Origin of the sequence: Kribbella italica (genome assembly GCF_014205135.1) — a bacterium.
GTDB lineage: Bacteria > Actinomycetota > Actinomycetes > Propionibacteriales > Kribbellaceae > Kribbella > Kribbella italica.
The window spans coordinates 6,703,303-6,728,861 of record NZ_JACHMY010000001.1; the positions used below are offsets into that span (position 1 = coordinate 6,703,303).

Annotated in this window: 25 protein-coding genes; 11 read left to right on the forward strand and 14 right to left on the reverse strand. The window is 70.3% G+C overall.

Going from position 1 to position 25,559, the window contains the following annotated elements; all coding sequences use genetic code 11:
- Positions 1-6: 6 nt before the first annotated feature.
- Genes HDA39_RS31325 through HDA39_RS31350 form a run of 6 tightly spaced genes read right to left on the reverse strand, consistent with a single transcriptional unit; the run spans position 7 to position 7,569 of the window.
- Complete coding sequence (locus HDA39_RS31325) at positions 7-1,368, reverse strand: hypothetical protein (RefSeq protein ID WP_184801340.1); 1,362 nt, start codon at positions 1,366-1,368, stop codon at positions 7-9.
- Positions 1,365-2,168, reverse strand: a complete 804-nt coding sequence (locus tag HDA39_RS31330) for an amidohydrolase family protein (protein WP_184801342.1) — start codon at positions 2,166-2,168, stop codon at positions 1,365-1,367. Before HDA39_RS31330 ends, HDA39_RS31325 begins: the two co-directional genes overlap by 4 nt.
- The gene (locus HDA39_RS31335; protein ID WP_184801344.1) at positions 2,165-2,953 is read right to left on the reverse strand and encodes an amidohydrolase family protein; all 789 of its coding nucleotides are present in this window, start codon (positions 2,951-2,953) and stop codon (positions 2,165-2,167) included. The genes HDA39_RS31330 and HDA39_RS31335 overlap by 4 nt, the downstream gene beginning before the upstream one ends.
- Entirely contained in the window at positions 2,946-5,189 is a 2,244-nt protein-coding gene (locus tag HDA39_RS31340) for a heparinase II/III family protein (protein WP_184801345.1), read from the reverse strand. The genes HDA39_RS31335 and HDA39_RS31340 overlap by 8 nt, the downstream gene beginning before the upstream one ends.
- Entirely contained in the window at positions 5,186-6,238 is a 1,053-nt protein-coding gene (locus HDA39_RS31345; RefSeq protein WP_184801347.1) for a Gfo/Idh/MocA family protein, read from the reverse strand. Before HDA39_RS31345 ends, HDA39_RS31340 begins: the two co-directional genes overlap by 4 nt.
- 5 nt (positions 6,239-6,243) lie before the next feature.
- A complete protein-coding gene (locus HDA39_RS31350) occupies positions 6,244-7,569 on the reverse strand; it encodes an ABC transporter substrate-binding protein (RefSeq protein ID WP_184801349.1) in 1,326 nt (441 codons plus the stop codon).
- Positions 7,570-7,773: 204 nt separating this feature from the next.
- Between HDA39_RS31350 and HDA39_RS31355 the strand changes: the two genes are divergently transcribed.
- The 4 genes from HDA39_RS31355 to HDA39_RS31370 are packed head-to-tail and all read left to right on the forward strand — an operon-like array spanning position 7,774 to position 11,913.
- Positions 7,774-8,655, forward strand: coding sequence for a carbohydrate ABC transporter permease (locus HDA39_RS31355; RefSeq protein WP_238356187.1), 882 nt, complete (start codon positions 7,774-7,776; stop codon positions 8,653-8,655).
- Positions 8,655-9,482 carry a carbohydrate ABC transporter permease gene (locus HDA39_RS31360; RefSeq protein ID WP_184801353.1) on the forward strand — a complete coding sequence of 276 codons (828 nt, stop codon included), beginning with the start codon at positions 8,655-8,657 and terminating at the stop codon, positions 9,480-9,482. Before HDA39_RS31355 ends, HDA39_RS31360 begins: the two co-directional genes overlap by 1 nt.
- Positions 9,483-9,529: 47 nt before the next feature.
- Entirely contained in the window at positions 9,530-11,074 is a 1,545-nt protein-coding gene (locus HDA39_RS31365; protein WP_184801355.1) for a hypothetical protein, read from the forward strand.
- The gene (locus tag HDA39_RS31370; protein ID WP_184801357.1) at positions 11,071-11,913 is read left to right on the forward strand and encodes a fumarylacetoacetate hydrolase family protein; all 843 of its coding nucleotides are present in this window, start codon (positions 11,071-11,073) and stop codon (positions 11,911-11,913) included. The genes HDA39_RS31365 and HDA39_RS31370 overlap by 4 nt, the downstream gene beginning before the upstream one ends.
- 42 nt (positions 11,914-11,955) lie before the next feature.
- On the opposite strand, the gene HDA39_RS31375 is transcribed toward HDA39_RS31370, so the two are convergent.
- The 3 genes from HDA39_RS31375 to HDA39_RS31385 all read right to left on the reverse strand — a co-directional run bounded on the left by HDA39_RS31375 (position 11,956) and on the right by HDA39_RS31385 (position 14,136).
- A complete protein-coding gene (locus HDA39_RS31375; RefSeq protein ID WP_184801359.1) occupies positions 11,956-12,330 on the reverse strand; it encodes a YciI family protein in 375 nt (124 codons plus the stop codon).
- Positions 12,331-12,409: 79 nt separating this feature from the next.
- On the reverse strand, positions 12,410-13,015 hold the full coding sequence (locus HDA39_RS31380; protein ID WP_184801361.1) for an FMN reductase: 606 nt from the start codon (positions 13,013-13,015) through the stop codon (positions 12,410-12,412).
- The gene (locus HDA39_RS31385) at positions 13,012-14,136 is read right to left on the reverse strand and encodes an LLM class flavin-dependent oxidoreductase (RefSeq protein WP_184801363.1); all 1,125 of its coding nucleotides are present in this window, start codon (positions 14,134-14,136) and stop codon (positions 13,012-13,014) included. Before HDA39_RS31385 ends, HDA39_RS31380 begins: the two co-directional genes overlap by 4 nt.
- Before the next feature lie 146 nt (positions 14,137-14,282).
- On the opposite strand from HDA39_RS31385, the gene HDA39_RS31390 reads away from it, so the two are divergent.
- The gene (locus tag HDA39_RS31390; protein WP_184801365.1) at positions 14,283-15,413 is read left to right on the forward strand and encodes a hypothetical protein; all 1,131 of its coding nucleotides are present in this window, start codon (positions 14,283-14,285) and stop codon (positions 15,411-15,413) included.
- Positions 15,414-15,448: 35 nt separating this feature from the next.
- On the opposite strand, the gene HDA39_RS31395 is transcribed toward HDA39_RS31390, so the two are convergent.
- Both HDA39_RS31395 and HDA39_RS31400 read right to left on the reverse strand, forming a co-directional pair.
- Positions 15,449-15,784, reverse strand: coding sequence for a tetratricopeptide repeat protein (locus tag HDA39_RS31395; RefSeq protein ID WP_184801367.1), 336 nt, complete (start codon positions 15,782-15,784; stop codon positions 15,449-15,451).
- 79 nt (positions 15,785-15,863) lie between these two features.
- The gene (locus tag HDA39_RS31400) at positions 15,864-16,736 is read right to left on the reverse strand and encodes an aldo/keto reductase (RefSeq protein ID WP_184801369.1); all 873 of its coding nucleotides are present in this window, start codon (positions 16,734-16,736) and stop codon (positions 15,864-15,866) included.
- A gap of 120 nt (positions 16,737-16,856) precedes the next feature.
- Between HDA39_RS31400 and HDA39_RS31405 the strand changes: the two genes are divergently transcribed.
- Positions 16,857-18,443 carry an alkaline phosphatase D family protein gene (locus HDA39_RS31405; protein ID WP_337925969.1) on the forward strand — a complete coding sequence of 529 codons (1,587 nt, stop codon included), beginning with the start codon at positions 16,857-16,859 and terminating at the stop codon, positions 18,441-18,443.
- A complete protein-coding gene (locus HDA39_RS31410; RefSeq protein ID WP_184801373.1) occupies positions 18,443-19,264 on the forward strand; it encodes a polysaccharide lyase family protein in 822 nt (273 codons plus the stop codon). Before HDA39_RS31405 ends, HDA39_RS31410 begins: the two co-directional genes overlap by 1 nt.
- Positions 19,265-19,306: 42 nt before the next feature.
- Here HDA39_RS31410 and HDA39_RS31415 read toward each other — a convergent pair whose 3' ends face one another.
- Positions 19,307-20,887, reverse strand: coding sequence for an alkaline phosphatase D family protein (locus HDA39_RS31415; protein WP_184801375.1), 1,581 nt, complete (start codon positions 20,885-20,887; stop codon positions 19,307-19,309).
- 143 nt (positions 20,888-21,030) lie between these two features.
- Here HDA39_RS31415 and HDA39_RS31420 point away from each other — a divergent pair, with 143 nt between their 5' ends.
- The 4 genes from HDA39_RS31420 to HDA39_RS31435 are packed head-to-tail and all read left to right on the forward strand — an operon-like array spanning position 21,031 to position 23,139.
- Positions 21,031-21,276, forward strand: a complete 246-nt coding sequence (locus HDA39_RS31420; RefSeq protein ID WP_184801377.1) for an antitoxin VbhA family protein — start codon at positions 21,031-21,033, stop codon at positions 21,274-21,276.
- Positions 21,273-22,139: a Fic/DOC family protein gene (locus tag HDA39_RS31425; RefSeq protein ID WP_184801379.1), complete on the forward strand. Its 867-nt coding sequence runs from the start codon at positions 21,273-21,275 to the stop codon at positions 22,137-22,139. The genes HDA39_RS31420 and HDA39_RS31425 overlap by 4 nt, the downstream gene beginning before the upstream one ends.
- 21 nt (positions 22,140-22,160) lie before the next feature.
- Positions 22,161-22,643, forward strand: a complete 483-nt coding sequence (locus HDA39_RS31430; protein WP_184801380.1) for a GNAT family N-acetyltransferase — start codon at positions 22,161-22,163, stop codon at positions 22,641-22,643.
- Between the two features lie 31 nt (positions 22,644-22,674).
- The gene (locus HDA39_RS31435; protein WP_184801381.1) at positions 22,675-23,139 is read left to right on the forward strand and encodes a hypothetical protein; all 465 of its coding nucleotides are present in this window, start codon (positions 22,675-22,677) and stop codon (positions 23,137-23,139) included.
- A gap of 19 nt (positions 23,140-23,158) precedes the next feature.
- Here the strand turns inward: HDA39_RS31435 and HDA39_RS31440 are convergent, their stop codons facing one another.
- A complete protein-coding gene (locus HDA39_RS31440) occupies positions 23,159-24,580 on the reverse strand; it encodes a diguanylate cyclase domain-containing protein (RefSeq protein ID WP_337925970.1) in 1,422 nt (473 codons plus the stop codon).
- A 218-nt stretch (positions 24,581-24,798) separates the two neighbouring features.
- Positions 24,799-25,557 carry a sugar phosphate isomerase/epimerase family protein gene (locus HDA39_RS31445; RefSeq protein ID WP_337925971.1) on the reverse strand — a complete coding sequence of 253 codons (759 nt, stop codon included), beginning with the start codon at positions 25,555-25,557 and terminating at the stop codon, positions 24,799-24,801.
- Between the last annotated feature and the right edge of the window lie 2 nt (positions 25,558-25,559).

Below are 25,559 nucleotides of genomic sequence, written 5' to 3' on the forward strand. Positions count from 1 at the left end.
TCGGGGTTATTCGAGCTTCTCGGTGAGTAACCGGAACTGCTGGCGCGGCCGCCCGCCACCGCTCGACCGGGCGGGAGGCAGCGGCCAGGCGAGCCCGGCGTCGACCAGTTCCTTGAGCATCCGGCGACCGGTCCGCTGGGTGACCTGCATGATCTCGGCGACGGTCTCGACGTCGGCGATCACCTGGGGACCGGCGCCGGTCGCGGCGGCGATCGAGGTGACGATCTCGATCGCGCGCGGATCGATCGGCGGGGCGCCGTCCTGCGGCGCGGACTCGGTGACCGCGCGGCCGGTGCCGGGTGGGAGGTCGGTCCGCGCGTTCGCGTCGTCGAGGTAGACCGCGACCCGGCCCGCGCGACTGACCGAGTCCTCGACCGCCATCAGCGCGTTGGCCTCGGCCGCCCGTGCGGTCTGGCCGGTGCCGGCTCCGACAGCCACCGGTACGCCGAGCTGAGCCGTCAGCGCGCTCAGGAAGGGCGCGGTGCTGAACTGCTCGGTCAGCTGGACCAGGGCGCCGTGGGTGGTGGTGACCAGGAAGAGCGTGTCCGAGCGCCGTGCCACCGTCGCCCCGACCTGGCGCGCTTCCGACAGCAGCCGCTGGTGGGTCGACAGGGCGAGCTCCTGCTGCCAGTAGTCGCCGGACTCGGTGCGCGACGTACCGGTCGGGATCAGCTGGACGGCGATCATCGCGATCTGGTGCGCGCCCATCCGGGTGCCCTGCCCGAGCAGCACCGCCGTCTCCAAGGCGTCGCGCACGCTGGACCGGGTCGGAGCGATCCGGAGCACCGGTACGCCGTGCGACCGCAGCTCGCGCTCGACCGAGAGGATCGTGGTCAGGGCCAGGGTGCTGCCCTGCTCCCGCTTCGCCCGGTGGAAGGCCACGAAGCCCGCCACGGACTCGGGGCCGTCGTACGGGATGTCGTGCACGTGCGTGGTGTCGAGCCCGATCTCGGCGTACGCCTCCTCGACGTCGGCCGCAGCCAGGGAGTCGATACTCACCCGGCTCAGGTCGACGTCGTCGATGGTCAGCGAGGCGCGCAGCAGGGCGGCGTACAGGGCGGCGCCGGTCAGCGGGAGGTGCGTGGACGGGACCGTCAGCCAGTGCCCGTCCGCGGCCAGGTCGAACTGCCAGGGGCCGGGGAACACGGCGGAGTCGATCCGGTCGCGCAGCCGCCGGTAGCGGTCCTCGGCCTCGGCCTGGTCGTCGTACCCGCCGGTGACGAACTTGACCCGGTTCGGGGCGTGCCGCTCGGCGACCTGCTGACCGGCCTCGGCCATCGTCTTGACCAGCCGGCGCGGGCCGAACAGCCCGACCACCACCGGTGGAAGGCGTTCGCCGGCCGCGGAACTGTCGGTGTCGTCGCTCATCGAGGCTCCCCCGGATCACCCGGCAGCGGGCGCCACCGGAACAGACGGTGGGCGTTCCCACCGAGGACATCTTCGCGCTCGTCCTCGGTCAGCGACGCGTAGACCACCCGGCCGAGCGACATCCGCTGGTCGATGAAGGGGAAGTCGGAGCCGAACAGCACCCGCCGGCTCCCGACCTGCTCGACCATGCCGGTGATCAACTGGCCGGTCATCTGCGATCCGCACACCTCGAGCCAGAGCGAGGAATGGCGGCTCGCGGCGGCGACCGCTTCGTCGACGCCGGCCGGACTGATGCCCGCGTGGCCGAGGATCACCTGAGCGTCGGGGTACCTGTCGGCGACGGTCTCGAACAGCACCGGCGCGTCGTACGCCGAACGGTGCTCCGAGTGGCTGAGCACGGGGCAGCCGGTCTCCGCGGCGAACGCCCACACGGCGGCGTACCGCGCACCGGTCACGGGGTACTGGTGCAGCGACGGGTGCACCTTGATCCCGACGAAGCGGTCGTCGGCCGCGAGCCGTTCGAGCTCGCGGTCCGGGTCCTGCCACGGATTGATCACCGCGTACGCCGCGATCCGGCCCGGGTGGGCGTCCACCGCGGCCAGCGTCTCGGTGTTGCCGAGGTGGGCGTCCTGCTGGATGCCGCGGTTCGCCGCGACCACGGCGACCTGGGTCCCGGTCCGGTCCATCACGTCGACCATCTGCCGTGCGCCGGGCTCCGGAATGTGGAACAGCGAGTACGGGCCGAGGTGCGCGTGGACGTCGATCACCTGGCGCCCGGCCGGTGGCCGGCGGCCGATCATCGTTGCCCCCCGACAGCAGCAGGCAACCGTCCCGCGAACAGCCCGGCCGCGTTGCCGGAGCCGATCCGGCGGACCGTGGCGTCGTCGACGCCCGACCAGGCGAGCCGGACGATGCTCTCGGCGGGATCGCGCAGCCCCAGCCCGGTGGCGAACAGCAGGCGGTCGGCGAGACCGTTGGCGGCCAGCCACTCCACGGCCTGATGGGCCGCGAAGTTGACCAGGTCGACGGACAGGTTGTCGTGGTCGCGCAGGGCCGCCGAGAGGTTGCGCAGCTCCCGGTACCCGACCTGAGAGACGACGATCCGCAACGTGGGAAAGCGGGTCGCGATCACCGCGAGCTGGGACCAGTCGAGCTCAGCGGCGTCCACGCAGAGCGGCAGGCCGGTGACCGCGAGAGCCGAGTAGAACTCGTCCATCGCGGCGGACACGGGCGAGTACCCGTGCGACCGGGGATGGAGCCGGAACGCCCCGACTCCTTCCCCGTCCGCGGCTTGGCCGACCAGCCCGCCGAGCGTGTGCGGCTCGCCGTGGACCGGCGGCACCGCCGTCCAGCAGGCCAGGACGCCCTGGTCGGCCAGGTCGTCGGCGACGGCGCTGGCCTCGGCGTTGCCGGTCAGCGGGTCGTGCAGCCACGAGGCCATCGCGCTGACGAGAGCTCCGGACAGCTCATACGTGGCGAGGTGGGTCGCGATCGCGTCCCGGTCGGTCGGCTGCAGCAGGGCCGCCGGGTGCGCACCGGTCACGATGTGCGCGTCGAACCAGCCGCTGGTGACGTCGTCAGGCATGGGTCGCCCCCTCGATGGTCCAGCGTCCGGCGTACGGGAGCGTGAGATCCGCCCAGCCCGCCTCGTCGCTGACGGTCGTCACCGGTACGCCGTTCAGCCGGACCTCGCCGTCCTGACCCACGCGGATCCAGATCCGGCAACGGCCGGACGCGGTCACGGCCAGCTGCAGCCGGCCGTCCCGCAGAGTGGCCTCGACATCGACGGGCGCGGCACTGCGGAACAGCGGCCGGCCGCGGTCGGCCAGCTCGCGAACCTGCCAACCCGTTGCCCAGGACAACTGTTCGCCTGCGTCCCGCCGCGTGCGTACCCAGTGGTTGGTGCCGACTCGATCGACCGTGTGGCCGTGGTCGATGGTCAACGTCGCCCAGCTCCGGACGACGGTCACGCTGGGCGACTCGGTCCCCGTGTGCGGGACGAGCACCGTGGTAAAGGCCCCGCGATCGCGGTCGAGCGCCAATGTGTGCAGCGGTTCGTACCGCGCTTCCGGGCGCACCAGGTCCGGCCGGCGAGCCGTCCCCTCAAGCGTTTCGACCGCTGTCGTCTCCGGGTCGCCGGCCTCGAGCAGGAGGAGCCCCGAACCGTCGGGACCCGTGGTGTCGAAGGCGAGTGGGCCCACCTGCCGCCAGGGGTCGAGCGCCTGCCAGCAGGCGCGGAAGGTGTGCTGCCCGTCAAGGCCTGGTGTGCTGTCGGTGACGACCAGGTACGACGGCTCTTCCCGGACCATCGCGATCGTGCGGGCCTGCGGTACGCCGTTGCCCTGGTGGCGTCCGGTGAAGACGGCCAGGAGATCGGTGTCGACCAGCGGGTCGGTGCTCACCACACGATCGGTGCTCAGCTCCTGTCCGTCCACCAGCACGGTGTTGTGCCCGCGGCCGGACTGGTACCAGGACAGGTACTCCGGGTCGTCGTAGCTGGGCGGACCGCCGGCCTCCCACAGCAGCGGCCGGTGCTGCCCCTCGAGCACGAAGTCGAGTACAGCGCGGTGCGAGTGCGACTCCAGCTCGTGCTCGATGTGCGGCCCGCAGTTGATCACGGCGCGCAAATCGCCCGCGCGCAGGACGACGTACCCGGAATAGCCCAGGACGGAGGTGCGCTGCGGCGCGGGAGCAGGGGTGCTGACGGCTGACGCGAGCGTGCTCGTCCATCGGGCCTGCCTGGCGGTGTCCGTCCAGGCCGGAAGCATGGCCGCCTCTTCGGCGAACTCCTCCGGGCTCAGCCATTGCGCGGCGGAGCTTGCCAGGACGGGGTTGTCGAGCACGTAGCTTCCCCGCAGCAGACTCCGGGCCGGCCACTCGACGTGGCTGTCCTGCAGGTGGGGGATCCAGCCGTTCGGCGAGACGAGCTCGCGCAGCCAGTCGTACATCGCCGTCAGCTTCGGGTGCCGGGCCAGTTCTCCGGACCCGTACCGGGAGTCGACGACAGCGGCCAGCTGCAGCGAGGTCAGGCACATCTTGTGGTAGCCCGGAGAGCGTTCGTAGTGTCCGCCGTCGGGATAGACGTCCAGCAGCAGGTGCTCGTCGATCCGCAGGCGCGCACGCTCGGCCCAGCTCGCGGCCTCGGCCAGATCCGGCAGTACGGCGCTGATGTGCAGGAGCTCCGTGGCGCAGACGAGTTGCCAGTTGCCGTGCCGGAAGGCGTCGTGCTCGTCGTACGCCCAGCGCGCGCCGCCGACCAGAGTGCTGACCAGTCCGCCCCACGCACGGTCGGACAACGGTGAAGCGGTGAGAACCTCGAGCGTGGGCAGGAGACTGCGGCAGCGGGCCCAGGTGCCGAGGGAGTACCAGATCACATCGAGCCCGGGCCACTCGCCGGTGACAGAGTCGCGCTGCTCGACCCAGTCCTCCAGGTGCTTCTCGAAGGCTTCGAGGTAGCGGCCCTCCCCGGTCAGCAGCCAGGCGTGCACGCCCGGCACCAGCCAGTCCAGGTAGTGGAAGCCGTACCGCCGGGAGCGGCCGTGCTCGGTGCCGGTCACGTCGACTCCACTGAGCAGCGCGGTCGCGTCGATCAGCACCGCGTCGGCCGCGGGCCGGGAACGGATCGCTTCGGTCCACTCGCGCAACGGCCAGGCCGGTCTGCGCATTCGGCCGGCCACGAAGGCGCGCAGCGTGGCGAGGTCGTCGACCCCGGACGGCGAGCCGAAGGCCTTGATCAGGTCACCGGTGCCGATCCGGTTGATCCGGCCGTCGATGTGCCGGGCCTTCTCGGGGCCGGCGGACTGGGTGGCGATCTCCTTCACCGGGCCCCGGGATCGGCGAGCATCGAGACGTCGACGGGCTGCCGGGTCGCGATCGAGGTGTGCGCGGCTTCCAGTACGGCGGTCACGTTGCGGCTGCTCTCGATCGTGATCAGCGGCTGCGCGCCGGTGCGGCAGCAGGAGATCCAGTGCGCGATCGCGTCGGCGTACGCGCCGGCCGGAATGCCGTGCATCACCCGCTGCAGCATGTTCCGCGGGTAGCTGTAGCCGTCCTCGCGGGCGACCACGACGCTCTCCTTCTGCCGGTCCAGCTGGACCACGCCGTCCTCGGCGACGACCGAGACGTAGGAGTCGACCATGGTCGGGAAGGTGTTCGGGTAGATCCAGGCCGACTCGAACGTCGCCACGGCACCGCGCGAGTACTCGGCCTGGATCTGGATCGCGTCGGGGGTGTCGATCCCGAGCGAGCGCAGCTTGCCCCAGCGCGCGGTGGCGTAGACGCGGCTGACCTGGTCGCGCAGCAGCCAGGAGACCAGGTCGATGTCGTGGCTGGACAGGAACCAGGCACAGGTCGTCCGGTCGGCCCACGAGAGCATCTCGGTCGGCACGAAGATCGTGTCGTCCTTGCGGGCGTAGGCGACCGCCGGCTCACCGAGGCCGGCGAGCAGCTCGTGCGCCTGGGCGTAGGCGGGGACCCAGCGATGGTTGAACAGGCACATCGCCACCACGCCGTTGCGCCGTACGGCGGCGACCGCCGCGTCCGCCTCCGCCACGGACGTGGTGAGCGGCTTCTCGACGAGGATGTGCTTGCCGGCGTCGGCCGCCCGCACCATCATCTCGCCGTGCAGGTGGTCCGGCGTGGTGAGCACGACGGCGTCGACCTGGTCGTCGCGCAGCAGGGCGTCCAGGTCCGGGCGGATCGCCGGCCGGGGAGCACCGCGCTCCTGGATCTCGTCGGCGAGCCGACCGGCGCCGTCGGCCGAGCGGCTGGTGCACGCCGTGACCTCGACCCCGGCGACGGCCGACAGGGACAGCGCGTTCGCCCGACCCATGATCCCGGCGCCGACGATGCCGATCCGGAGCTGGTCCATGCTGGTCACTTGCCCTTCGCGAGGGCGCTGTTCCACGCCGTTTCGGCGGCGTCCAGCGCTTGCTGTGCGGACTTCGTCCCGGACATGAAGGCCCGGACCTGCTGGTCGAACAGTTCGCGCAGCTGCTCGTCGTTGCCCGAGCCCAGCGACGCGTCGACGCTGTTGCCGAAGGTGTCCCGCAGGATCTTGCGGGCCTGGTCGGCCGGTGTGCTGCCGCTGATGTCGGTGAAGAACGGGTCCTCGAGCGTCTTCAGCGTGGACGGGTAGATCGGTACCAGCTTGCAGAGCGCCAGCTGCTGCTCCGACGACGTGACGAACTTGATCCACGCGGCCGCGGCGGCCTGGTTGCCCGACTTCGCCGGGATGCCGAAGACCTGCTGGCCGGGCAGGTAGTACTTGCCGGACTTGCCGCTGACCGGCGGTGCGACCGCGATGGACTTGTAGACCGCCGGGGAGTTCTTCTCGACGTTCAGCAGGGTGCTGGAGGTGGCGAGCGGGTTGAACGCGATCTGCCGGTTCTCCAGCGACTGCGGCAGCTCGCGCTGGTTGGCGCCGAGGCTGCCGGGGGCGATCGCGCCCGAGTCGAAGGAGGTCTTGAACTTCTCCAGCAGCGCGACCGTCTCGGCGGTGTTGAAGGCCGCCTTCGTCCGGTCCTCCGAGAGCAGGGCAATGTCGTTGCCCTGCACAACGTTGCTGTAGGCCATGAAGTTCGTGGCGGCCTTGCCGGAGGACTGGTGGTAGGTCTTGGCCAGAGCGAGCGCGTCGTCGTACGACTTGGGCGGCTTGGCCGTGCTGAACCCCGCGGAGGTCAGCAGGTCGCTGTTGTAGAAGCCCAGCGACGTGCCGCCGTTGTACCAGGGGACGGCGATCCGCCGGCCGTCCTTGGTGACCAGGGGGCCGGCGAGACCGGGCGCGTACGCCGCCAGCTCCTCGGCGCTGAAGTACTTGTTCAGGTCGGCCATCGATCCGGCGAACAACCCGGTCGTGGCCGAGGTGTAGTTGACCGCGTCCGGCACGTTGCCGCTCGCGATCGAGGCCAGCAACTTGGTGGTGATGTCCTGGCCCGGGACGTCCACCCACTTGATGGTCACGTCGGGGTGCGCCGACCGGTAGGCGTCGATCATCTTCTGGATGTCCGGCCCGTAGTTCTTCTGCAGGTTGATCGTCCACCACTCGACCTCGCCCGAGTAGGCGTCCCCGGACTGCTCCGGAGCGTCCTGGCTCGCCGGGTTGCCGGAGACGCAGGCCGCGAGCGTGAGCGGCAGCGCCACGGCCAGCGCCACGGCGGTGGCGAAGCGGGCCCGCACCGAGGATCGAACAGCTCGCGCCATGACGTTCTCCCAGTTGAGTGGATGTCCTAAACACTACTTCTAGACATCACAGTGTTCGGATGTCGCCGTGATTCGTCAACCGGTCGGCTGGGATTTTCTCAGGAAAATTTGGGAGAGTTAGCGCTGGCGAGTCCTGCCGTTGTGAGCTACGGTCGTGAAAATTGCGAATCCAGAAGCCAGGTTTCAGACATGAGGGGACGCGCTATGCCGGGTCTCAGTGGCCGGGTCGTCGGCCAGCACTGGTACACGCCGTACCTGTTCATGCTGCCCGGGCTGCTGATGTACGCCGCGATGTTCGCCTGGCCCGCGGTGATCGCGATCCAGCTGGCCTTCTCCGACTACGACATCGTCAGCCCGGTCCGCTGGACGGGGCTGGACAACTTCGCCACGCTGGCCCACGACCCGCGCTTCTTCCTGGCGCTGCGGAACTCGCTGCTGTTCCTGGTGATGTTCCTGCCGCTCACCGTGGTCGCCCCGCTGTTCCTGGCGATGCTGGTGAACGTCAAGCTGCGCGGGATCCAGGCGTTCCGGATGCTGTACTACCTGCCGGTGATCACGTCGATGGTCGCCGTCGCCGTGGCCTGGCGCTACGTCTTCGACCGTGAGGGCGTCGTCAACTGGCTGCTCGGGCTGGCCGGCCTCGGCCCGATCGACTTCCTGCTCGACCGCGCCTGGGCGCTGCCCACCGTGGTGCTGCTGGAGGGCTGGAAGAACATGGGCCTGTTCATGATGATCTATCTCGCCGGTCTGCAGGCCGTGCCCACCGACCAGGTCGAGGCCGCCCGGATCGACGGTGCGAACGCGCGCCAGCGGCTGCGGCACGTGATCGTCCCGGCGCTGCTGCCCACCTTCGCGGTCACGCTGATCCTGAGCATGCTCGAGGCGATGAAGGCCTTCGAGTCCGTCTACGTGCTGACCCGCGGCGGCCCGCTCGACTCGACCCTCACCCTCGGCTACTACATCTGGTCGAAAGCCTTCCAGGACTACGACATGGGCTACGCCAGCGCGGTCGGTCTGGTGCTGTGGGCGATCATGATCGTGATCGCGGCGGCCAACCTCGTGGTGACCCGCCGGAGGGACCGCTGATGGCGACGCGCCGCACGGTCCGGCGGATCGGCCTCTACGTGCTGCTGTTCGCGGTCGCGGCGCTGTTCGTCGGCCCGTTCCTGATCCTGCTCAGCTCGGCCACCAAGTCGGCCGCCCAGGACGTCTTCGGTTTCCCGCCGGACCTGATCCCGCGCCCACCGGTGCTCGACTGGTTCAAGGAAGCCTGGACGACCGTCCCGTTCGCCCGGTTCCTGGTGAACTCGCTGATCTACGTCGGCGTCACCGTGCCGATCTACCTGATCGTCTCCGCGCTGACGGCGTACCCGCTGGCCCGGATCGCCTTCCGCGGCCGGTCGCTGTTCTTCATGCTGTTCCTGTCGATCATGTTCCTGCCGGGCGAGCTGATGCTGATCCCGCGCTTCCTGGTGATGGGCCAGCTGGGGCTGACCGACACCTTCGCCTCGGTCATCCTGCCCGCGATCCTGTCCTCGCTCGGCATCTTCCTGCTCCGCCAGGCCTTCGCGCAGATTCCCGACGAGGTGGTGGAGGCGGCCCGGGTGGACGGCGCGAACGAGTTCGCGATCTTCTGGCGGATCGCGGTCCCGATCGTCGCGCCGACCCTGGCGGTGCTCGCGATCCTGGGTTTCGTCTCGGTCTGGAACAGCTTCATCTGGCCGATGATCACGCTGACCAGCCAGTCCAAGTTCCCGGTCGCCCTCGGCATCGCCTACCTGACCGGCGTCAGCGGGACCGACGTCCGCGGTCTGGCGGCCGGCACGGTGATCTCGCTGCTGCCCATCGTCGTGATCTTCCTGCTGCTGCAGAAACGCATCCTCAACAGCATGGGCGGCGCCGTCAAAGGCTGAGCCCCGCACCTGTCCCGTCCGGCACCTTCTCCCAGTGAGGCAACGAGATGACCCCACCGATCAGCAGGCGCAACCTCCTCCTCGGCTCCACCGCCGCCGGCGTCCTCGCCTGGACCGGCGGTCCGGCCGGCCCGGCGTCCGCGGCCGGTCAGCCCTTCACGGCCGCGCTCGACTACGAGTCGCCCGCGGCGTTCGCGGCCGCCCAGTCGGCGTACCTGGCCGGCAACCCGACGAACAACGAGACCGGTCTGTACGCGTGGGGCGAGTCCTACTTCATGCTCGGCCTGCTCCGGATGTACGAGGCCTACCAGGACGAGCAGTACCTGCGCACCTTCGAGGAGCGCGCGGCCCTGCTGCTCCGGACGACGGACCACGCCCGCGGCGTCAAGGACTACCGCGGCCGCTCGGGCAAGGTCTGGCGGACCGCGCACAACTACACCGCTGGTCACGGCGTCCTCCCGGACGGCGCCGGCCAGCCCGCCGTCCAGCTGCGCTGGGCCGGAACGCGGAGCGCGGAGTCGACCGCCGAGGTGCTCAACGTCTCCGGCGACACCTTCGACCTGGTCCTGCGCAATCCCGCGACCACCACGGTCGTCACGCTGCGCGGCGTCTCGCTGGATCCCGGCGCGGCCACCTACGTCGTGCCCGCGGTGAACGCGGCGTACGGGCCGGCGGTCCGCTGGACGGCCGTCGACCTCAGGAAGTCACCCCGCCGCCGAAGCGCTCCGCGCGCGGCGACGATCGCCTTCGTCCCGCAGTACTACGTGTTCGCGGTGCACACCGGCATGATCGCCTACCCGCTCGCCAGGTACGCGCGGATGGTGCTGAAGACGCCGGGCCTGAACCGCGGACCGCGCCGTCGTACGGCGCTCGACCTGCTCGGTGCGGCGAAGGATGCGGTCGCCTTCCACGACTGCGAGTACGCGACGCGCCCGGGCGGAGCTGGCGACTACGTGTGGCCGAAGGGGGCCCCGATTCCCTTCGACGGCACGATCCAGCCGTACAACCAGAGTCAGGGTCCGGGGCTGGTCATGGTCGAGCTGTACCGGGCGACCGGCGAGCAGCGCTACCGCACCCGGGTGAGCGAGCTGCTCACCGCGTACCGCGCCGGGCTCACTCTCGAGGCCGACAGTGCCTACGTCTGGCCCTACTGGCCGCCGTACGGCGAGCTGTACGCCGGCTACACCCGCGAGGCCGGCGTCTCGGAGTACACACCGTTCTACTCGGCGAGCCGGCAGATCGAGGACATCAGCCACGCGGCGATCAGCACGGAGTTCGTGCACGCCGCCTTCGAGGCGGGCATCGACAGCGGGCTCGCCCAGGACGTCGAGCGGTTCGCCGCGACGTTCCGGCAGAACGTGGTCCGGTCCGCCACCGAGGTCTGGTACCGCGTCAACGGCACCGCGGACGCCGTCCCGGGCAACGCGGTCCAGTGCGCCCGCTGGATGCCGTACGCCGAGCAGGACGCGATCGTCCACGAACAGAGCCTGCGCGTGTACGACGCCGTGCAGCTCGTTCCCGTCCAGGGGTCGCATGCCCTGGGGATCGCCTACCTCAACTGGGCGAAGCAGCAAGGCTGGAGGAATCAGTGAAACTGCTCCGAGTCCACAGCGACGACGGTCTGCGGGACGCCGTGCTCACCGACGACGGCCGGGTGGTGACCCTGGCCGGCGAGGCCGGGGCCTTCGATCCCGGCCGGTTGCGGGAGCGCGCCGAGGCCGCGCTCGCCGACCCGGAGGCGGTGGTCGCGGCGTACGAGGACGTTCGCCTGGCCGCGCCGCTGCGGCCCGGCAAGATCGTTTGCGTCGGGCTGAACTACGCCGACCATGCCGCCGAGGGCGGTCAGGAACCACCGGCGGAGCCGATCCTGTTCCTGAAGACGCCGGACACGGTGGTCGGGGCGCGCGACGACGTGGTGATCCCGCGCGGCAGTGAGAAGACGGACTGGGAGGTCGAGCTGGGCGTGGTGATCGGCGCCCGGGCCGCGTACCTGTCGAGCGAGGCCGAAGCGCTCGAAGTGGTCGCGGGCTACGTGCTGGTCAACGACGTCTCGGAACGGCACTTCCAACTGGAGCGCGGAGGCCAGTGGGACAAGGGAAAGAACGCGGCGACCTTCTGCCCGCTCGGTCCCTGGATCCGGACCGCCGACCAAGTGCCCGACCCGCAGGCGATCCGGCTCGGCCTCGACGTCAACGGGGACGTCCTGCAGGACGGCACGACCGCCAACATGATCTTCGGTGTCGCGCACCTGGTGCACTACATCTCCCAGTTCATGACCCTCTACCCCGGGGACGTGATCAGCACCGGTACGCCGGCCGGTGTCGGTGCGGGCCAGAAACCACCGCGCTACCTCCGCGAGGGCGACGTCCTGCGCGTCTGGGCCGACGGCCTCGGCGAACAGCACTCCCGCTTGGTCGCCGCGGGGAGCTGATGCCTGGCCGAGCCAGTACGCCGTACTGGCTCGGCCAACGCGTCAGAACACGTGGAGCGGGCGCAGCTCGATGGTTTCGCCGGGGCCGGCGAAGACCTGGGCGACCTCGTCGGCGCGTTCCGGTGTGTCGACGTCGATGAGGAAGAACCCGGCCAGGTGCTCCTTCGACTCCGAGTACGGGCCGTCGGTGACGACCGGGCGGCCGGTGTAGCGGTAGAGCTTGGACAGGGCCGGGTCGCCGAGGGCCTCGCCGCCGAGCAGCTCGCCGTTGGCCTGGAGCTCGGCCAGCAGCTTGTCGAAGGCCGAGTTCAGCCGCTCGCGCTCGGCCTTCGGAAGCGCCTGGTGCTCGGGCACCGTGTCGCCGGTCGGGTGGCCCCACGGCTGCGGGCTGGAGTGAATCAGCAGGACGTACTTCATGGTCGGGATCCCAACGTCTCAGAGGCCGCCGATCGGCCCTCCGACGCTACATCGGCGCCAACGCCGGACTCTCGACATTTCAGTTGTTCAGCAGATCCTCGAACGGCGTCGGGTTCGCGAACGGGTCGACCGCGGCCTTCGCGGGCTGGTGGGTGAGCAGGTCGACCAGCTCGGTCGCCGCCCGGTCCACCCGGGCGCGCAGCGCGGTCGCGTGTGGACCCCAGTCGGACGACGCGGCGTACACGCCGGTCGGTACGACGACCGCCTGCAGGTACGCGAACAGCGGCCGCAGCGCGAACTCCAGCACCAGCGAGTGCCGCTCAGTCCCGCCGGTCGCGCCGATCAGCACCGGCTTGCCGACCAGCGCCTTGTCGTCGAGCACGTCGAAGAACAGCTTGAACAGCCCGCTGTACGACGCGCTGAACGTCGGCGTGACCGCGATCAACGCGTCGGCCTTCACCACCGTCTCCAGCACCTCCCGCAGTGCCTCGGACGGGAAGCCGGTCAGCAGGTTGTTCGTCAGGTCGTGCGCGAGGTCACGCAGCTCGACGACCACCACGCGCCGCGGCACCCCGCGCTCGTCGAGGGTGTCCCCGACGGCGGCGGCGAGCTGGTCGGCGAGCAGCCGGGTCGACGAGGGGCTCGTCAGTCCGGCCGTCACCACCGCGATCGTGCGTTCGGTCATCGTTCGGCTCCCTCGGCCACGGTCTCCAGCGACTCCAGCGCGTGCGCCCGCTCGGCCGCGGTCTTCAGCGACGCGTGCGTCGGCGCGTCCGGCACGTGCGCCGGCTTCAGCGCCGCGAACTCCTTGCGCAGGACCGGCACGACCTCCTCACCGAGGATGTCGAGCTGCTCGAGCACGGTCTTCAGCGGCAGCCCGGCGTGGTCCATCAGGAACAGCTGCCGCTGGTAGTCGCCGAACTGCTCGCGGAAGCCGAGCGTCCGCTCGATCACTTCCTGCGGGCTGCCGACGGTCAGCGGCGTCTCGCGGGTGAAGTCCTCCAGCGACGGCCCGTGCCCGTAGACCGGGGCGTTGTCGAAGTACGGCCGGAACTCGCGGACGGCGTCCTGCGAGTTCTTCCGCATGAAGATCTGGCCGCCGAGGCCGACGATCGCCTGGTCCGCGGCACCGTGCCCGTAGTGCTCGAAGCGGCGGCGGTACAGGTCGATCATCTGCTTCGTGTGCGAGGCCGGCCAGAAGATGTTGTTGTGGAAGAAGCCGTCGCCGTAGTACGCCGCCTGCTCCGCGATCTCCGGCGAGCGGATCGAGCCGTGCCAGACGAACGGCGGTACGCCGTCCAGCGGCCGCGGCGTCGCGGTGAAGCCCTGCAGCGGGGTCCGGAAGTTGCCCTCCCAGTCGACCACGTCCTCGCGCCACAACCGGCGCAGCAGCGCGTAGTTCTCGACCGCGAGCTGGATGCCGTTGCGGATGTCCTGCCCGAACCACGGGTAGACCGGACCGGTGTTGCCACGGCCCATCATCAGGTCGACCCGGCCGTCGGCCAGGTGCTGCAGCATCGCGTAGTCCTCGGCGATCTTCACCGGGTCGTTGGTGGTGATCAGCGTCGTCGAGGTGGACAGGATCAGCGTCGAGGTCCGCGCCGCGACGTACCCGAGCATGGTCGTCGGCGACGACGCGACGAACGGCGGGTTGTGGTGCTCGCCGCTGGCGAACACGTCCAGGCCGACCTCCTCGGCCTTCAGCGCGATCGTCACCATCGCCTTGATCCGCTCGGCCTCGGAGACGGTCGTGCCGGTGACCGGATCCCGGGTCACGTCGCTGACACTGAAGATGCCGAACTGCATCTGCCCTCCTCAGGGATTGGTAGTTCACTATTAAACTATCTCATCGCGGACAACGCCAGCCGGCGAGTCCACATTCCCCGGGCCGGGCGATCGGCGGACCGGTCGTTGGCTAGTCTCCTTGGCTCGGCCACGGGAGGGGAGTCGGAGTGAGTTCTGACGTCGAGATGTCCGCCTATCTGCACGAGTTCGAGCCGCGGGACTGGACCGTCGCGCAGCTCGGGTTGCGCGTCACCGCGAGCCAGGGGCGCCCGGAGTACGGGCTGCGGTACGACGTACCGCCCGCTCCGGCGCCGCTGCTCACGACCTGGCTGACCGCCGACGGTCAGCGGTTCCGGCGGGACGCGTTCGCCGGCGGGATGACGATCAAGGATCTGGACTTCACCGAGACCTACGCGCTGGCGCTGCGGAACGTGCGGGACCAGTCGGTCGAGTTCGTTCCCCACCGGCAGTTCCCGGCCGGCTTCCAGGTGAAGGTCGCATCAGGCCAAGTGGCGTCGCTGCTGGCCGCGCCGGACGTGCTCGCCGAGGCCGACGTACCGGGGGAGCTGCTGGTGGTCGCGCCGACCGGCGACGACCTCGCGCTCGTCGGCTCGGAGGAGCCTCAGCTGGCCCTGGCGTACGGCTACGCGCTGATCGAGTCGGTGAAGGCGGGGCCCCGCGGACTGTCGCCCATGATCTATCGCGTCGTGGACGGCAGCCGCCTCGAGCCCTGGATTCCCGAGGCCGGGTCGCCGCTGCGGCCGCTGTACGAGCGGGCGCGGCAGGTCGAGCTCGAGCGCCGGTACGGGCCGATGCTGCAGTACGAGAAGATCGGCCACTACACCCTGCAGGGCCAGGCCTTCGAGGACAGCCGGACCGAGGCCGCGCCGCCGCGCTGGGCGTACGACGCGGAGGCGAACCGGCTCGTCTCGTACTGCGTCTGGCAGCCGAGCCGGTACCCCGGGCTGATCCCGCCGGTGGACTGGGTCGCCGTCAACGTCCGCACGTCGAGGTCGGCGCCACAGGCCTGGATCCCGGTCGCGAAACTGGCGGAGATCGCGGGCGTGGAGGTGGCCGAGACCACCGAGTTCGGCTTGCCCCTGACGGTCGTGAACTGGCCGGGCGGCAGTGAGGGCGGTGCGGACCCCGAGGTTCTGCTCAAGCCGGTCAAGGCGGCCGGCGGCCGGACCGCGGCGCAGCTCCGCGTGCCCAAGGAGCCGGCGCACATCCTCGACTGGATGCCCGCCGGCAGCCGCTTCACCCGCGTCGACGAGTTCCCGGAGCTGCTGCTGCCCTAGGGGTACGCCGCGCGGCGTACCCCTAGGGGCGTGCTCTAAATGGTGTGCGTCGCGAGGTGGCTGTCGTCGCCGGTCAGGGCCGCCACGATCCGGCGGTGCTTGACGGCCTCGTCCGCCCGGGACTGCCGCTCGAGCGTGCGTGCCATCATCAGGTGCGCGTAGTACTCGGTCGGCTCACGGGTGATCACCTCGTGCAGGTGCTGCTCGGCCGGCTTCAGCAGAGCGGAGTGGTAGTAGGCACGCGCCAGCAGCAGCCGCGTGCCCACGTCGTCCGGTGTCTCCTCGACGACCGGCTTCAGTGCCTTGATCGCCCCGCGGTAGTCCTTCTCCTCGAAGTACTGCCGGCCGAGGCCGTAGCTCAACGCACGCATGTCTTCCACTGGGGACCTCCCATCGGGGCTGATGTTTCGACAGCTCCAACGCCAGGCCCGTACGGCGCTATTCCGCCGCTCAGCTCGCGTCGAGCGCGGCGACCTGCTCGGGGGTCAGCTCGAGGTCGACCGCGGCGTAGGAGTCGCGGATCGTCTCCGGGCGGCTCGACCCCGGGATCGGGATCACGTGCGGCGACTTGGCCAGCATCCAGGCCAGCGTCAGCTGCTGCGGGCTGACCTCGAGCTCCTGGGCGATCCGGTGGAAGGCCGGGTGCTTCTCGCCGAGGCCGGACGCCTTCGAGATCCCGCCGAGCGGCGACCAGGGCAGGAACGCGATCCCGAGCTCGTCGCACAGCTCCAGCTCCGGCTCGCTCGACCGGTACGCCGGGGAGAACTGGTTCTGCACCGACACGAGCCGGCCGCCGAGAATCTCCTGCGCCTGCTTGATCTGCTCCGGGTTCGCGTTGGAGATGCCGGCCTGCCGGATCTTGCCCGCGTCCAGCAGGTCGCGGATCGCGCCGATCGAGTCGGCGTACGGCGTCTTCGGGTCCGGCCGGTGGAACTGGTACAGCCCGATCGCGTCGACCCCGAGCCGCTTCAGCGACGCCTCGGCCGCCTGCTTCAGGTACTCCGGGGAGCCGTTCAGCGTCCAGGAACCGTCGCCCGGCCGCAGGTGCCCGCCCTTCGTCGCGACCAGTACGTCCGACGTGTCACCGCCGTACGACGCCAGCGCCTTCGCGATCAGCGACTCGTTGTGCCCGTCGTCGGTCGCGGTCAGGTGGTACGCGTCGGCGGTGTCGATCAGGGTGACCCCGGCGTCGAGCGCGGCGTGGATCGTCGCGACCGACCGGCTCTCGTCGTCCGGGCGTCCTTCGATCGACATCGGCATGCCGCCGAGCCCGATTGCGCTGACGTCGACGGTCCCGATCCGGCGTTTCGTGTGGGTAGCCATGCGTTCCAAGTTCCCCCACGGGCCGATCGAAATCCAACAGGAGTTCCTGCTGGCAGTGATGACTGGTGGCTCTGAATTCATGTCAAGGGGTTACTTTCGGAACGATTTTTACGTAAGAATGTGACGAAATTCGAGAACGGAGCCTCCTTCATGGTCGACCGTCCATCGCCTGAACCCGCCGGCCTCGGCCGGCGGTCCTTCCTTCAACTCAGCGGGCTGAGCGCGGCCACCGTCGCGCTCGGTGTCACGGCGCCCGCGAGTGCCGACGCCACCCCGCGCCGCCCGGTCCCGTCCGGCGCGTTCGCGCTCGGGGTCGCGTCCGGCGACCCGGTCGCCGACGGGTTCGTGCTGTGGACCAAGCTCGCGCCCGAGCCGCTGGCGCTCGACGGGCACGGCGGGATGCCGCCGTACGACGTACCGGTGCGCTACGAGGTGGCCGAGGACGAGCGGTTCCGCAAGGTCGTCCGGACCGGTACGGCGATCGCGTCGCCCGAGCTGGGGCACGCGGTCCACCCGCAGGTGCGCGGGCTACGGCCGGGGCGGGAGTACTTCTACCGGTTCCGCGCCGGTCAGGAGATCAGCCCGGTCGGCCGCAGCAAGACGCTACCGACCGGCCCCGCGGCGAGCTTCTCCTTCGCGACCGCGTCCTGCCAGGCCTGGTACCACGGCTACTTCCCGGCGTACCAGGATCTGGCCCGGCGCGCGCCGGACGCGGTGGTGTTCCTCGGCGACTACATCTACGAGTACGGAATCCTTGCTGGCGGCAACCTTTGGAAGCAGGGCGTCACAGTCGGGCCGGAGCACGGGGTCGAGATCGAGACGCTGGAGCAGTACCGGCTGCGGTACGCGCTGTTCAAGACCGACCCCGACCTGCAGGCCGCGCACGCGGCCGCGCCGTGGCTGCACACCTGGGACGACCACGAGGTGCAGAACAACTACAGCGCCAACACCTCGTACTACGGCATCACGCCAGAGATGTTCCCGTACCGCCGCGCGGTCGCCTACCGCGCCTTCTACGAGAACCTCCCGCTCTCGCTGAACAGCCTGCCGCACGGGCCGGACAGCCAGGTCTACCGCCGCTTCGACGTCGGCCGGCTCGCCCGGCTGAACCTGCTCGACACCCGGCAGTTCCGCGACCCGGTCCCGGTCGACGAGGCCGACCGGCTGTCGGAGACCCGCACGATCATGGGCCCGGCCCAGGAGAAGTGGCTGTACGACGGCCTGAAGCGTTCCCCCGCGACCTGGAACCTGGTCGCGAACGGCGTCGTCGTCACCGCCGTCACCGACGACCGGGTCGAGCAGTGGGACGGCTACCCGGCGAACCGCCGCCGGCTGATCTCCGCGTTCGAGAAGACCAGCAACCCCGTCGTCCTGACCGGCGACATCCACCGCGCGGTCGCCTCGGAGCTGAAGGCCGACTTCGCCGACCCGTCGTCGCGGACGGTCGGGGTCGAGCTGGTCTGCTCGTCGATCGCCTCGGACGGCGACGGCGCGGAGACCGACAACTACGCGAAGGACTGGCTGCAGCACCCGTACGTGAAGTTCTACAACGCGCGCCGCGGCTACGTGCACGCGACGCTGACGCCGACCGAGTTGACGTCGGAGTTCGTCGCGGTGCCGTACGTCGAGGCCGACGCCAACGCCGCCGCCCGCACGGTCGCGCGGTTCCGCACCCCCGCCGGCTCGCCCCGACTGGAGGCCCTGTGATGAAGGTTCCCGCACCGACCGGGCTGCGCGGCTCCGGTCAGATCGGTTCGGTCACGCTCCGGTGGAGGGCTGTTCCGTGGTCGACGGTGGTCGACCACTACGCGGTGTACGCGGCGACTGGCGGTTCGGCGTACGAGCTGGTGGGCAAGACGGTCTACCCGCAGTTCGTGCACCGCGGGCTGGGGTTCGAAGGGGTCACGCGCAAGTACCGGGTCGTCACGGTCGACGCGGCCGGTCAGAGGTCGAGGCCCTCGGCAACTGTTGCCGTCGCCAACCAGACCTCGGTGACGGTCTCCGGCCGGCCGGTCGCGCGGGTCGGCCAGTACGACGGCAAGGGCTCCGAGTTCGCCCTGTCGCCGAACCGCAGCGCCGCCTACCCGGCGACGTTCCCGGACGACGTCGACTACACCTACGGCACGTCGCTGCCCGGTCAGCACTGGAGCTACCTGTTCCCGGGGCCGTCGGACAAGTGGGCCGGCTCGAAGAACCACCGGGTCCGTTTCCGCTTCGACCTGACCGCGCTGCCCACCGAGGATCTCGACCTCGCCCTGTGGCTGATCGACAGCCACGCCGGTCTCGCGGGCTCGGCCTTGCTGCTGGTCAACGGCACCGAGGTCGAACGCCTCACCTTCGCCCAGGGCGCGACCAAGGGCTCCACGATCGCGGACTCGACGTACCCCGGTTCGCCGCTCAAGCCGTCGTACGTCGAGCGGCCGCTGCCGCGCGGCCTCTTCCGGACCGGCCAGAACGTCGTCGAGCTCGTGAAGGACCAGGGCTCCTGGATCGCCTTCGACGCCTTCGGCGTCTACAGCCGGCCCTGAGCGGGCGGGGTCAGGGCACGCGCCCTGACCCCACCGCCGGGCTCAGGCCAGGTGGACGTTCGCGCGCTTGTCCTCGACGACGTACGTCGCGCGCGTGGTGATGGGAGCGTCCGGCTTGGTGACGAACGGGACGACCCGGAAGTCGGAGCGCCACTGGCGCTCGTCGACGGTGACCCGGACGTACCCGCGCTGGGAGTTGAAGAACTTCAGGTGCGGGTTCGCGGCCAGGAACTGCTGACCCTGCTCGGTGGTGTCCGCGCCGTCGCCGCCGCTGGTGATCGACGTCCCGACGAACTCGGTCCCGACCGTGCGCGAGTTCGGGTCGGCGAAGTCGCGCTTCAGATCCATCGCGTAGTTCTGGTGCCGATCACCGGTGATGACGACCAGGTTGCGCACCCCGCTGTCCTGCGCGGCCGCGAGCACCTTGTTGCGCTCGGCAACGTAACCGTCCCACGGGTCGAGCCAGACGTGCGTCTCCGGGCCGGGCGTCCAGTCGGTCTGGCCCATCGGGGCCTGGTTGCCCAGCACCTGCCAGCGGGCGCGGGACTGCCGGAAACCGTCCAGCAGCCACTTGCGCTGCTTGCCGCCGAGCATCGTGTTGTCCGGGTCGAACCGGTCGTCGCAGGTGGACGAGTCGCCGTCGCCGCACGGCTGGTCCGAGCGGTACTGCCGGGTGTCCAGGATGGTGAAGTCCGCCAGCCGGCCGTACGGCAGCCGCCGGTGGTAGTGGATGTTCGGGCCGGCCGGCATCTGCTCGTGCCGCAGTGGCAGGTTCTCGTACATCGCCTGGAACGCCTGCGCGCGGCGCTGCCGGAAGATCACCGGGTCCTGGTCCGGCTCGGTGTCGGCCTGGCTCAGGTCGCCGGCCCAGTTGTTCTCCACCTCGTGGTCGTCGAAGGTGTGGATCCACGGGTGCGCCGCGTGCGCGGCCTGCAGCGGCGCCTCGGACTTGTAGAGCGAGTACTGCAGCCGGTACCGGGCCAGGTCGAACGTCTCGGTGTGGAACCGCGGGTCGGTCACGACACCCCGCTTGTTGGTCTTCACGCCGGACTCGTACAGGTAGTCGCCGAGGTGCACGACCAGGTCGAGGTCCTCGCGCGCCATGTGCTCGTACGCCGTGAAGTACCCGTCCTGCCAGGCGTTGCACGAGGCGAAGGCGAACCGCAGGTTGCGCGGCGTCGTGAACGGGTGCGGCGTGGTCCGGGTCCGGCCGGTCGCCGAGACCTCGTGGCCGGTGCGGAAGCGGTAGTAGTACTCGCGGTCCGGCAGCAGCCCGCGGATCTCGGGGTGCACCGAGTGGCCGAGCTCCGGCGTGGCGAGCACGCTCGAGCGCCGTACGACGAACCGGAAGCGCTCGTCCAGGGCGACCTCGTACTCGACCCGGACCGGACGGTTCGGCATCCCGCCCTTGCCGTCGACGGCGAACGGGTCGGTGGCCAGCCGGGTCCAGAGCACGACGCTGTCGTACTTCGGGTCGCCGGAGGCCACACCGAGCGTGAACGGGTTGCCGGTCCGGCCCGGAACGGCGTACGTGGTCGATGCGTCCCAGGCACCGGTGCCGAGCAGCACCGCGGCCGTGCCGGCACCGCCGTACCCGAGAAATCGACGACGGGAGACAGACATACGGATCCTCCTGAGCGGGGAGTGGGGGTCCGGAACAGCCTTCAGTTGTCAGATGACTGCCCGCGAACCTCGATGCGACGCCGAAGTGAACGGAACTGCTCGATACGCTGGGATCGGCCCACCGACCACGCAGGAGTGCTGAGATGACGTACGAGCCGTGCCGCTACGCCCGCCAATGGCCGGAGCTGTTCGAGCCGCTCGAGGACGCCCAGAAGCAGCGCGTCAGCGACGCCCTGGCCAGTGGGCGGCTGGACGGCTGGGAGCCCGACCGCGAGGACGTCTCCGACCTGGTCGACCGCGAGCTGGGCCGGATCGACGCGGCGGAGTACACGCGGCGCACGATCGCGAAGGTGACCGGACAGGGCGGTGCGGTCGAGGACGGCGCATGACCGAGCCGGGTCCGGCGGCGGCCAAGCCGGGTCCTGAGGTCCTCAAACCGGAACTGGCGGTCTCCGGGGTCGATCCGGAGAGGATCGAGGCGGCTCGGCGCTGGAACAGTCTGCTGTGGGAGGAGGGCGGCAACGTCCTGCGCAACAAGCTGGGGGTGAAGGACCGGCTGACGTTGCGCACGGTCGAGTACAAGCTCCGCGCGATGCGCCAGGGCGAGATCGAGCGCGGCGAGGTGAACCTTCCGCGCACCTTCGACGCGGCCCACCTGCAGGCGATCCACCAGCACCTGTTCCAGGACGTGTACGAGTGGTCCGGGCAGTTCCGCGACGTCGACATCGTCAAGAACGGTCAGGCGTTCGTGGCGCACGAACGTACCGACGACTGGATGAAACGGATCGGTGCGTCCGTGCAGGCCACCGACTGGCCGAACCTGTCGCGGGACGAGTTCGTCCGCCGGATCGCCGACGTGCACACCCAGCTCAACTGCGCCCACCCGTTCCGCGAGGGCAACGGCGCCAGCACGAAGCTGTTCCTCCACCAGCTGACCGAGAACACGCCGTACCGGCTGGACTTCGACCAGGTCGAGAAGGCCGAGTGGGACTGGGCCGCCTACGAGTCGATGACCGACCCGGACCGGACCGGGACCCTGCTGCCGGACAAGCTGGAGCCCGTCTTCGACCGGATCGTCGTCGAGCGCGACCCGCAGCCGGCCGCGGCCACGGCGGATCCCGAGCTGGCGAAGGCGATGCAGCTGCAGGCCACGGCGTACCCGTCGGTGAGCACCGAGCAGAGCGGCCCGAGCACCGAGCAGTCGGCCGTCCGCGCGCAACCTGCGGGCAAGACGCCCGAGCGCGAGGTCTGACCCGGCAGGCAGGATGGGCCCATGCAGATCGATGAGCGGATCCGCCGGGCGCGACCGGACGACGTACCGGCGATCGTGGAGCTGGTCTACGCCCTGGCCGAGTACGAGCGCGAGCCGACCGCCTGCCGGCTGACCGCGGCCCAGCTCGAGACCGCCCTGTTCGGCCCGGCGCCCGCCGTCTTCTGCCACGTCGCGGAAGCCGGCGACGAGATCGTCGGCTGCGCCCTGTGGTTCCTCAACTTCTCCACCTGGCGCGGCGTCCACGGCATCTACCTGGAAGACCTCTTCGTCCGCCCCGAGCAACGCGGCTCCGGCCTCGGCAAGGCCCTGCTCACCGCCCTCGCCCAGGAATGCGTCCGGCAAGGCTACGAGCGGCTCGAATGGTCGGTCCTCGACTGGAACACCCCGGCCATCGACTTCTACGCGGCTCTCGGCGCTCGCCCCCAGACCGAGTGGAGCACCTTCCGCCTCACCGACGAGGCCCTCACGGCTCTGGGGTCATGAACCCTGCGGCGCCATCAGGGAGGATGCAGGGGTGGACCTGAAACCGATGTTGATCACCCGGATCGCGCAGACCGTGCTCTGGCTCGCCGTGGCCGGAGTCCTGGTGGGGTATCTGATCAGCACCCGGAGCGCCTGGCCGCTGACGGTGGGGCTTTCCGTCGTGATCGTCGCCGTGGCACTGTTCCTGATCGTGCGAACCCACCGGATGGGCGTCCGGTACGGCCCGGAGGGACTCGAGGTCCGGGGGATCCTGCTGAGCCGGTCGATCCCGGCGGAGCAGGTCGTCCGGGTGACCGGGTTTCCAGCGGTCCGGTGGACGACGGCCACGGGGAGCAACAGATGGACGCCGATCTCCGCGTTCTACGGCATCGGCCAGCTGGGCTCGGTCGAGCGGTACAACCAGTTCTGCATCCTGCAGCTGCAGACCTGGGACGAAGGGCGGCACCCGAAGCCACCGAGCACCGGCAACCCGCGCCGCCCGCGCCGGGGGAAGTGACCCCGGGCTCACCGATCCGTCAGGTCAGGCCGGCGCGGTAGTTGCGCTTGGCGTGGTACATGGCCTGGTCGGCCGTGCGGAGGAGCTCGTCGAGGTCGGCCGTGTACGGGCTGACGACCGCCGTACCGATGCTGGTCGTGACGGGAACGTCGATGCCGGTCAGCGGGCGGTTGATCGAGTCCTCGATGCGACGCATCAGGGTGGCGAGGTCGGCGCCGTCGATCTCCTCGGCCAGGACGGCGAACTCGTCGCCGCCGAGTCGCGCGACGGTGTCACCATGCCGTACGGCGGACAGCAGCCGCCCGGCGATCTCGCGCAGCGCCTGGTCGCCGGCTTCGTGGCCGTACTTGTCGTTGACCTGCTTGAAGTGGTTCAGGTCGCAGAACAGCAGCACCCCGCGCCGCCCGCTCTGCCGCGAACGCTGCAGGGCCGTGGTGAACCGGTGCTGCAGGAGCCGCCGGTTCGGCAGGCCGGTCAGCGCGTCGTGTGCCGCGTGGTGCTGCAGCTCGCGCTCAGTCTCTTTGCGTGCCGTCACGTCGTCGATCTGGATCAGCACGATCCGCGGCTGCTCCTTGGTGCCCTGGTCGACGATCGCCGCGGTCCCGCCGAGCCAGATGTCGTTCCCGTCGGCCCGGCGGAACGTCCGCTCGAACCGGTAGGGGCCACCGCCGGAGACCAGCTCCGCGACCTCGCGATCGGTCTGCCCGGCGTTCTCGTCCTGCAGGTAGTCCATCAGCGGCGACCCGCCCAGCTGGGCCGGCGTGTAGCCCGTGATCCGGCAGAACGCGTCGTTGACCTGCACCACCCGCCCGCGGTCCGGCCCGTCGAGCGCGATCGTGGCCATCCCGTTCCCGGCGCCCTCGAAGACCAGCCGGAACGTCGTCTCGCTCGCCTCCAGCCGGGCCTTCTCGGCCAGCAGCTGGTCGGTCAGCCGGGCCTTGTCGATCGCCAGCCCGGCCTGCGTCGCGAAGATCTCCAGCAGCTCGCGGTGCACCGGCCCCGGCCGCCGCTGGTCCTCCGGCAGGTCGACCGACAGCATCCCGACCAGCTCGCCGTCCGACGAGTGCAGCGGCGCGAACAACGCGTCCAGCGGGTGCCACGCGCCCGGGTCGCTGGAGATCGGTACGTCGGGCACCCAGCCGACCACCTCGCCCTCGGGCAGCCGCTCGTGCGGCACGAACCGCAGCCCGCCCCACACGTCCGCGATCGCGAACTCGGCGTCGAAGATGTCCGCCGCGCTGACCGTCCCGAGCAACGCCTCGCGGGCCTCCGGCGAACCCGACACCGCGATCACCTCGAACTTGCCGTCCGGATGCCGCAGGTTGAGCACGGCGATGCCGAACCCGAGGCCGTCGACGACTCCCTCGACGACGGCCTGCAGGGTTTCGGCCAGGCTCCGGCCGGCGCCCATCCGGGCGCTCACCTCGTACAGACGGCGCACTGCCGTCAACCGTACGGTCGGCTCGTTCTGCACTGCGCTGCTCCGGCGATCACGGCGTCGGCGGCCTCACGGGAACCCCGCCGTGGTGAGGGCCCCCTCACAGAGTGACAGATCGCGCCCGGAGAGCAACTGCTCCGGCATGGCGGTACCCGATCATACTGACTCCGGACGGTGATCGGTCACGTGCTGTCAGTGACGACTGTACGCCGTACCGGCCGTCAGTACCGCATCTGCGCCAGGGTCTGGTAGCTCGTCCGCGCCGAGACCCACGGATCGGTCGGGGCGTCGTGCTCGACCAGCCACTGCTGAACACCGCCGCTCTCGGCGTGCGCGAACATCGCCGGGAAGTCCAGCTTCCCGGCGCCGACGTCCTCCCACGAGCCGTCCGCGGCCATGTCCTTGACGTGCAGCGCGGGGAACCGGCCCGGGTGCCGCTGGAAGTAGTCGGCCGGGTCCTGGCCGCCGTCCACCACCCAGTACAGGTCCAGCTCGAAGCCGAGCAGGTCCGGCTCGACCTCGTTCACCAGGATGTCGAACTTCACCTGGCCGTCGACGACCTCGAAGTCGTGCCCGTGGTTGTGGAACAGCAGCTTCAGCCCGGCCTGCCGGGCGGTCTCACCGGCCTTGCTGAACGCGGCGGCCGCCTCACGGAACCCGTCCAGCGTTCGCAGCCCCTCGGGCAGCGACGGTACGACGACCCACTCGCCGCCCAGCGTCCGGACGTCGTCCAGCGCGCCCTCCCAGTCGTCGGTCAGCCGCGGGTAGCCGACGTGCTCGAGCACGATCTTCAGCCCGGCGTCGTCGGCGAAGCGCCGGATGTCCGCGGCCGAGTGGCCGAACCGGCCGCTCACTCCGACCGTCTGGTAGCCGATCTCGGCGAGCTTCTGCAGGGTGCCGGGGTAGTCCTCCTTGAGGACGTCGCGCATCGTGTAGAGGTGCATGCCGATTCCGTCGGCGGGAATGGTCCGGTCGGTCACGA